At 65.1% G+C, this 7796-nt stretch carries 7 protein-coding genes and 1 pseudogene; 6 read left to right on the top strand and 2 right to left on the bottom strand.

What is annotated here, in order from left to right; all coding sequences use genetic code 11:
- Positions 1 to 444: DUF126 domain-containing protein (locus EN932_RS23645; protein WP_128369107.1), on the top strand; the 444-nt coding region annotated here is incomplete at its 5' end.
- Here the strand turns inward: EN932_RS23645 and EN932_RS23650 are convergent.
- Positions 405 to 1490: a siderophore-interacting protein gene (locus EN932_RS23650; RefSeq protein ID WP_127369415.1), complete on the bottom strand. Its 1086-nt coding sequence runs from the start codon at positions 1488 to 1490 to the stop codon at positions 405 to 407. The two genes, EN932_RS23645 and EN932_RS23650, sit on opposite strands and share 40 nt — an antisense overlap.
- 2 nt (positions 1491 to 1492) lie before the next feature.
- Positions 1493 to 3619: a TonB-dependent hemoglobin/transferrin/lactoferrin family receptor gene (locus EN932_RS23655; RefSeq protein WP_127384740.1), complete on the bottom strand. Its 2127-nt coding sequence runs from the start codon at positions 3617 to 3619 to the stop codon at positions 1493 to 1495.
- 180 nt (positions 3620 to 3799) lie between these two features.
- Between EN932_RS23655 and EN932_RS23660 the strand changes: the two genes are divergently transcribed.
- The 5 genes and pseudogenes from EN932_RS23660 to EN932_RS39755 form a co-directional block, all read left to right on the top strand.
- Positions 3800 to 4744 carry an ABC transporter substrate-binding protein gene (locus EN932_RS23660; protein ID WP_127388343.1) on the top strand — a complete coding sequence of 315 codons (945 nt, stop codon included), beginning with the start codon at positions 3800 to 3802 and terminating at the stop codon, positions 4742 to 4744.
- A gap of 280 nt (positions 4745 to 5024) precedes the next feature.
- On the top strand, positions 5025 to 5621 hold the full coding sequence (locus EN932_RS23665; protein ID WP_024501572.1) for a thioredoxin family protein: 597 nt from the start codon (positions 5025 to 5027) through the stop codon (positions 5619 to 5621).
- A gap of 31 nt (positions 5622 to 5652) precedes the next feature.
- Positions 5653 to 7278: an FAD-binding protein gene (locus tag EN932_RS23670; RefSeq protein WP_024501571.1), complete on the top strand. Its 1626-nt coding sequence runs from the start codon at positions 5653 to 5655 to the stop codon at positions 7276 to 7278.
- Positions 7275 to 7601 carry a ferredoxin family protein gene (locus EN932_RS23675; RefSeq protein WP_013530816.1) on the top strand — a complete coding sequence of 109 codons (327 nt, stop codon included), beginning with the start codon at positions 7275 to 7277 and terminating at the stop codon, positions 7599 to 7601. Before EN932_RS23670 ends, EN932_RS23675 begins: the two co-directional genes overlap by 4 nt.
- Positions 7602 to 7618: 17 nt before the next feature.
- A pseudogene (locus EN932_RS39755) lies at positions 7619 to 7796 on the top strand (ATP-binding cassette domain-containing protein); the annotation flags it as partial.

The following is a 7796-nucleotide window of genomic DNA, read 5'->3' on the forward strand; positions in this document are numbered from 1 at the left end:
GAACGAACCGGCACTTTCCAGCTGGCCGGTGACGCTGAGGGTCAGGCGCTGGTGTTTTCGCAACCGCTCAGCTTCTGGGGCGGTATCGATGCCGAGACCGGCGAGATAACAGACCATTCGCACCCCGGCCTCGGCCGAAATGTCGCCGGCAGGATTTTGGTCATGCCGAGCGGGCGCGGCTCGTCGTCTTCATCCTCGGTCCTGGCCGAGGCGATCCGCAGGGGCACGGCGCCGGCCGGTATTCTTCTGGAGCGGCCGGACCCGATCCTGGCGGTCGGTGCCATCGTTGCCGAATTTCTTTATGACATCCGCATGCCGCTGGTGGTGTGCGATATTTCGAACCTTGTCTCCGGTGATCAGATTGATATCGGCATCGGCAAAGACCGCGGGCCGATCATCAGAGTTCACCCCGCCATCAATCCGGCAGAGCCACGCCGCCAATAGGCCGCCGCCAGCGTTTGATCGCGACCAAGCCCCAGCGTGTCGCGCCAACATTCGCGCACGATCTTGGCGGCAGCGGCTTCCGCCGCGAACCAGCCGAAGGCCGAACCGTCCTGCGGCCACGCCACCGAGCGGACAGCCTCGGCCAGCAGTCTGTCCTCGCCCGCCGCCACGCCATCCCGTGTCAGCCAATGAACCTCGATGCCCGTGCCATTGTTGATCGCTTGTCTTTCACCATCATTGGCGATCTCGACGAAGGCGACGCCTTTTGTCCCGGCCGGTAGCGTCTCCAGCAGCCGAGCCAGCGCCGGCAAGCCGGTTTCATCGGCGCCCATGACGTACCATTCTGCCTGCCGCACCGGACGGCCGACCGGGCCCATGATGCCAACCTTCATGCTGGGCGCGGCCTGCATGGCCCAGGCGGAGCCGACGCTCTCGCCGGGATGGATCAGGAAGTCGACATCGATGATGCCCTTTTCCACGTCAAGCGCGCGGATGGTGTAGACGCGCGCCACCGGGCGCCGGTCGTCGGTGGGCCAGACCGGTAAGCCATTGCCGCCCAGCACCGGCCACAGCGGATCGGGGACGTCCCTGGTCGGAAACAGCATGCGGATATGCATGCCGCCGAACTTGGCGAAGCGCGAGAGATTCTCGCCGGCCAGACGAATGCGGCGCATATTCGGAGTGAGGTCGCGAACATCGGTCACCACCATCTCGCGGAACTGGGCGAGGCTGGTTTCGCCTGAGAGATCGCCGGTCCAGACGATCTCGGGGTTTTCCTCCTTGGCGTAGACCTGTACGGCTGTGGCGAGCAGGTCCTTGATACGGGCGAGCCCGTCGCGGGCGGCAGCATTGGCCCGCATCACCAGCCGCTCCATGTCGAACGAGGCGCCGCCGAAGGCAAAGCGGAAATCGATGCGCTGTCCCTGATGCGAAGCATCGGCCTCGAAGCTCCGCAGCCTGTCGGAGATGCTGTCCATGTAGTCCGGCAGACGCCGCAGGTTGAGCCGTGCCTCGCAGGCCAGTTCACGCACCGATGCTTCGTTCATTGTCAGCCTCCGATCCTGCCGGTGAGGGCCACCTTGAAGGTGCGGCCCTTGCCCTGTTCTGTTGCCGCCGAGGTCGACCATGCGCTTTGCGGATCGGTGTAGGCGGTGTTGAAGATGTTATCGACGCCGAAATCGAGCTTGAGGTTGTCGTTGACGCGCCAGTTGGCGAAGACATTGACCAGATCGAAACCGTCATCGACGACCGGCACGGCGTTGGGATTGGTGCGGCTGGTGCGGGTGATCTTGCCGACGCTGAGATATTGCGCGCCGACGGTGAGCTGGTCCTCCAGCATGCGGAAGCCGATCGTGGCCGAGAAGCGGTCGAGCGGCGTGTTGTTCAACGCCTGGCCGGAATAGACGCCGCTGACGACCTTGGCGTCGATCAGCGCGCCGGAGAGGTTCACGAAACCCCAGCCATAATCATAAACCATCTCGGCCTCTACGCCCTTCAGGCGTGCGTCGCCGATGTTGATTGCCGTGCGCGGCAGCACGGTGAGGTCGACGTCGATGTAATCCTCGACGTCAGTGTGGAAAACGTTGACCTTGGCGCGCAGCCGATCACCCGCCGTCAGCACATCGTCATATTTCACGTTGACGCCGGCCTCCCAGTTCTTTGCCATCTCGGGCTGCAGCAGAAGATTGGGCCGATATGTATCACCGCCGCCATGCGCGCCGCCGCCACGGAAGACATCCTGCAGACCCGGCGCCCGGTAGCCTTCGGAATAGGTGCCATAGAGCTGGAAGCCATCGAATGGCGTGACGCCGACGGTGAGGCGCGGCGACCAACGATCGCCGGAGATCGAGGCTTCCTGCGGTGACGGGATGCGCGTCTCGCCATCGAGCTGGTAACCGTCATAGCGCATCGCCGCGATGACCTGCAGCCAATCCTCGTAATCGCCCTGCCACTGCAGGAAGCCGCCATAACCCTGCTGTTGGCCAGCGCCGAAATGCGCCGCTTCCGAGGAGGCCTCGAGATAGTAGTAGTCGAGTCCGTAGGTCAGCGTATGTGCTAGTCCCCAGACGTCGAACCGCGAGGAGTTCTTCACATTGAAACCTGTCGTGGCCACGTCGTAGAAGCGGAAATTGCCGATCGCCGAGGTCGGCCAGACCTGAGTCTGCTCGGCGCGGGTGCGGTTGTGATAGGCATTGGCGCTGAAGTCGATCAGCGCGTTGTCGTCGGGCTTCCAGGTGTAAGCGGCGGTGTAGGTCTGGTTGGTGGTGTCGGTGTCATAGCGGCTCAGGGTCGGCGAGGTCGAGCCGCTCGATCCGGTGATCTGGTCGTTGTAGCGCTGCCGGATGGCGCCGAGCTTCAGCTCATGGCCATCGGCCGGCCGCAACGTCGCCTTCAGATAGCCGCTGGTCACCCGCTCGCCGGTCCACGGCACGGTGTCGCCATTGCCATCGGTGTAGCTGTCGCGGTCGCGGTAGATGAGGTTGCCGATGATATCGGCATCGTCGCTGAAGCGGTAGGCACCGGTGGTGCTGGTGGTGAAGCCGTCGCCATTGTCCTCGTAGCCGAGCTTCTCGCTCAGCGCCCAGCGCTCATCCTTCTTGAGGAAATCGCCGGCATCCTTGGTCTCGAAGGAGACGACGCCGCCGATGCCGCCGGAACCATAGGCATTCGACACCGGACCGCGAATGACGGTGGCTTCCTTGATCAGGTCGGGTTCGACATAGAACGAGCCAGAGCCATGACCGACGCGCCAGTAGTCCTGGCGGGCGCCGTCGAGGGTGACGACGACGCGGCCATATTGCTCCAGGCCGCGGATGTTGATGGCGGTTGCGGGATCGTCGCCATTCATCGAGGCAGCGACGCCCGGTGTGGTGCGGAAGATGTCGGCGGCTGTGTCGGGCTGGATGCGGTCGAGTTCGTCCTGATCGACGGCGCTGATGGCGGCCATCGATTCGATCACCGCCGTTTTGATCATCGTTGCCGAGATGGTGATCACGTCGAGCATCGTCGCCGGCTGGTTCTGCGCGACACTGGCCGGCGCCAGGCGGCCGGTCTTGGCGGCGGTCTTTTTCTCCCGGTCCTGTTCCTGCGCGCTGGCAAGAGGCACGGCGCAGAGGCCGAGCACGAAGGCGAGCGCCGTGCTCGCCATCAATGTCGTGTTTGTTGTCGTTGTCATGCAGCCCCCAAGCAAAAGCAAAACTGCTGGCGGTGGCTGAGCGGCCTTGGCTGGCATTATTGAAAATCCCTCGACCAGTCAGGTCAGGGCACGGGTCACATATTAAAACATGATGACATAAGTCAACTTTAAATTTATAGCCGACCATCTTCGAGAAGCATCTGGCACGGGAACAGCGGCATGGTCGGCAGTTTAGGCGAAGGCAAGACGACCCACTGGTCGCAACCGGGCAGGATCGCGGCGGTGCTGCTTCTGGCACTGTCGGTGCTGGCGCCTTTCTGCGGCTTCAAGGCGCTGGCCGCCGAGATCGTTGTCGATGCGCTGGGGCGAACCGTCGTGCCGGGCGCGGCGACCCGGATCGTGACGCTCGGTTCCGACGTCACCGAGATCGTCCACGCGCTGGGCGCCGGCGGGCGAATCGTCGCTATAGATCGCGGCAGCAAATATCCGCCTGAAGTCGCGCAAAAACCCAATGTCGGCTACCGCCGCCAGCTTTCGGTCGAGGGGCTGGCCAGCCTGCGTCCCGACCTGATCCTGGCCGCAGAAGACAGCGGGCCTCCTGAAGCGGTCGAGGTGCTGAAGTCGCTGGCAATCCCGATCGTCTTGGTCCCGCAGGACAACAGCCCGCAAGGCATCGAGCACAAGATCACGTTGATCGCCGCCAGCCTTGGGCTCGAGGACAAGGGCAAGGCGGTTTCCGCCGAGGTGCTCACCGCCTTTCAGGCTGCCGCGGATCTGGCGTCGCAAATTCCGCCGGAGCGGCGCAAGAAGGTGGTGTTCTTCCATGGCCTGGTACGTCTGAGCGCTGCCGGCGCGGGTACTTCTGCCGACGCCATCATCCGCTATGCCGGCGGCCTCAACCCTATGGACATCGTACAGGGCTACAAGGCGGCGTCGGAGGAAAAACTGATCGAGATGGCGCCTGACGTCATCCTGATGATGGGCGACGGCAAGGGCGGGCCGTCGGCCGAGCTGGTGTTCGGCAACCGCGCGCTGGCGGCAACGCCGGCGGCAGCCAACAAGGCGCTGGTCGTGCTCGACGGCGCCTACATGATCGGCTTCAGCCCGCGCACATCGGATGCGATCCGCGACCTGGCGAAAGCGCTCTATCCGGAAGGGGAATGATGTCGCGAAAATCGCAAGACGGTTCGGCTGGGCAGTACAATTTCGTCGCCGAACCCCGTTGCGCTTCATAAATGCTGTCCGTCCGGATTTCTCCGGATCGGCTTCCGCCCGAACAAACTTGGCGGCTCGGCCTGAAACATTGGCACGATATTCTAAGCCGCGCGGTTGACCGTGAATGCGCTCTCCAGCCTATAATTATACTAAATTCATAGACTAACTGCAAACGCTCGGAGCGCTCGCATCTTGGCCTGTGAAAATGGTTGCACAAGGGAGCGCATCGATGCCGAAAACAGAGTCCAATCCGGTCGACCTCGGCACCAGGGCCGCCGACTTCCTGCTGCCCGACGCGCAAGGTGTGCTGCACCGCCTTGCCGATTTCGACGCCAAGCCGGCCTTGCTCGTCGCTTTCATCTCCAACCGCTGCCCGTTCGTCGTGCTGATCCGCGAGCAGCTTGCCGCTTTCGCCAGGGATTATGCGGGCAAGGGGCTGCAGGTGGTGGCGATCAACGCCAACGACCACGAGGCGCATCCGGAGGAGAGGCTCGCCCATATCGGCGAGGAGGCCGAAAAATTCGGCTATTCCTTCCCCTATCTCAAGGATGCGTCGCAGCAGACGGCGAAAGCCTATGGCGCGGCTTGCACGCCCGACTTCTTCCTGTTCGGCACTGACCGGCGGCTCGCCTATCACGGCCAGTTCGACGATGCGCGGCCGGGCAACGGCAAGCCGGTGACGGGTGCCGATCTGCGCGCGGCGGTCGATACGGTGCTGGAGGGCGGCAGGCCCACTGCCAGCCAGGCGCCGTCGATCGGCTGCAACATCAAGTGGAGCGCGGGCAACGAGCCGGTGTGGTCTTCCAGCGCGGCCCGCGCGGCCTAGCGCCTGCTTCGACTTTATTCGCCAGGTCTCCATGCCCAAGCCGCAAAAATCCGCTTCCGACAGCTTGCTGCTCCAGGCCGACGTGCTGGTGCTGGGCGGCGGTCCGTCGGCAGCTTGGGCAGCAGTCGCCGCGGCCGAGGCCGGCGCCAAGGTGGTGCTGGCCGACAAGGGCTATCTCGGCACCAGCGGCGCCACCGCGCCGTCCAACACCGGCACCTGGTGCGTGCCGCCGGGCGACAACAGGCATGCCGTGGTCGAGCGACGCTGGCAGCGCACCGGCGAACTCGCCGACCCGCGCTGGATGCTGCGCTGCGTTGACACCGCCTACCGCAACCTGCTCAGGCTTTCCGAATGGGGCTATCCCTTCCCGAGCGAGGATGACGGCCGGCTCTACATCGCCAATCTGCGCGGCCCGGACTACATGCGCTTCATGCGCCGCCGCGTGCTTTTGGCCGGCGTCACCGTCCTCGACCATCATCCCGCGCTCGAACTTTTGTCGGACGGCGATGCCATCGTCGGCGCCGCCGGTGTCGCCAGGCAGATCGGCCAGGATTGGCGCGTCGACGCCAACGCGGTGGTGCTGGCGACCGGTGGCTGCGCTTTCCGCGAGCGCATCCTCGGCGCGACCGGGCTGACCGGCGACGGCTATCTGATGGCGGCGGAGGCCGGCGCCAGCCTGTCGGGCATGGAGTTCACCGGCAAATACACGCTGGCGCCCTACGGCTCCTCGTTGAACAAGGGGCTGCCGTTCCGCTGGGCGTCGTTCCATCGCGAAGATGGCTCACCGATCGTCGGGCCGACCGGCGAGCCGTTGCGCAACGGCATCGGCGACCGCGAGGAGGAAGTGGCGCGCGCGCTGATCGACGGCCCGGTCTACGCGCGGCTCGATCAGGCCGAACCAGCGCTGCAGGGCTGGCTGCGCCAGGGCCAGCCGAATTGCTTCGTGCCCTATGACCGCGCCGGCATCGACCCTTTCAGCGAGCTGTTCCGCATCACCCTGCGCGCCGAAGGCACGGTGCGCGGCACGGGCGGCATAGACATCGTCTCCGACGATTGCGCCACCGGCGTACCCGGCCTCTATGTCGCCGGCGACGCGGCCAGCCGCGAGATCATGACCGGTGCGGTGTCGGGCGGCGGCGCCGTCAATTCGTCCTGGGCGCTGGCCAGCGGCTGGTGGGCGGGCAAGGGCGCTTCGACCCATGCCAAGCGCCGGACCGGCAAGGCATTCCGCACTGAGGTGCAGTCGCTTGGCCAGGCTGGATTACGTCCTGCATCATCGCCGCGCGTCGACATCTCGGCAGGCGAAGTCATCGAGGCGGTGCGCAGTGAGGTGACGCCGCTCGACAAGAATTTCTTCCGCACCGGCGAAGGCCTGGAGAAAAGCGGCGAGCGGCTGGAGAGTGTCTGGCGCGACGTGCGCGACCATCTGCAAGGCGACGGGCTGGATAGGGTCCGTACCCGAGAGGCAGCTTCGATCGCCGCCGCCGGGCGCTGGTCCGTGGCCGCAGCGCTGCACCGCACCGAGAGCCGCGGTATGCATCGCCGCACCGATTTGCCGGGCAAGAGCCCGGCCTTCGCGCACCGGCTGGTCATCACCGGTGTGGATGCGTTCCGCATCGCAGGCGCGCCTGAGCGGCTGGCGGAGCTGGCGTCATGATCGAGATCGTCTCGGCCACGCGCTGCGTCGAATGCGACATCTGCGTCAAGGTGTGCCCGGCCAACGTCTTCGACGCGACCGAGAGCGGCGTGCCGGTGATCGCCCGCCAGGAGGACTGCCAGACCTGCTTCCTGTGCGAGATCTACTGCCCGACCGACGCGCTCTATGTGGCCGAGTTCGCCGAAGGGCCGACCGGCATCACGGAAGCTCAGGCCGACGCCCGACAGCTGTTTGGCTCCTATGCCCGCGCGCTCGGCTGGAAGCGCGGCAAGGCCGGCGGTTCGGAATTCGACCCGACGCACCGCATCCGCGTGGCGCAGTGAACCGATCGGAGACAGATATGGACCGTATCGTCGTCAGCGACATCAGCAAGACCTTCCAGCTCAAGCCGGGGCAGTTCGTCACCGTCGATGGCGAGGCGACCGACCGCGTCATCGTGCTCGACGGCGTTGACCTCTCGATCCGCAAGGGCGAGTTCATCACGCTGGTCGGCCCCAGCGGCTCGGGCAAGTCGGTGC

The organism is Mesorhizobium sp. M7A.F.Ca.US.002.01.1.1, from assembly GCF_004022955.1.
Taxonomy (GTDB): domain Bacteria; phylum Pseudomonadota; class Alphaproteobacteria; order Rhizobiales; family Rhizobiaceae; genus Mesorhizobium; species Mesorhizobium ciceri.

Coding starts and splice junctions, on each gene's coding strand:
- EN932_RS23650 (WP_127369415.1), bottom strand. CDS start 1,490: ATGAACGAAGCATCGGTGCGTGAACTGGCCTGCGAGGCACGGCTCAAC.
- EN932_RS23660 (WP_127388343.1), top strand. CDS start 3,800: ATGGTCGGCAGTTTAGGCGAAGGCAAGACGACCCACTGGTCGCAACCG.
- EN932_RS23655 (WP_127384740.1), bottom strand. CDS start 3,619: ATGACAACGACAACAAACACGACATTGATGGCGAGCACGGCGCTCGCC.
- EN932_RS23675 (WP_013530816.1), top strand. CDS start 7,275: ATGATCGAGATCGTCTCGGCCACGCGCTGCGTCGAATGCGACATCTGC.
- EN932_RS23670 (WP_024501571.1), top strand. CDS start 5,653: ATGCCCAAGCCGCAAAAATCCGCTTCCGACAGCTTGCTGCTCCAGGCC.
- EN932_RS23665 (WP_024501572.1), top strand. CDS start 5,025: ATGCCGAAAACAGAGTCCAATCCGGTCGACCTCGGCACCAGGGCCGCC.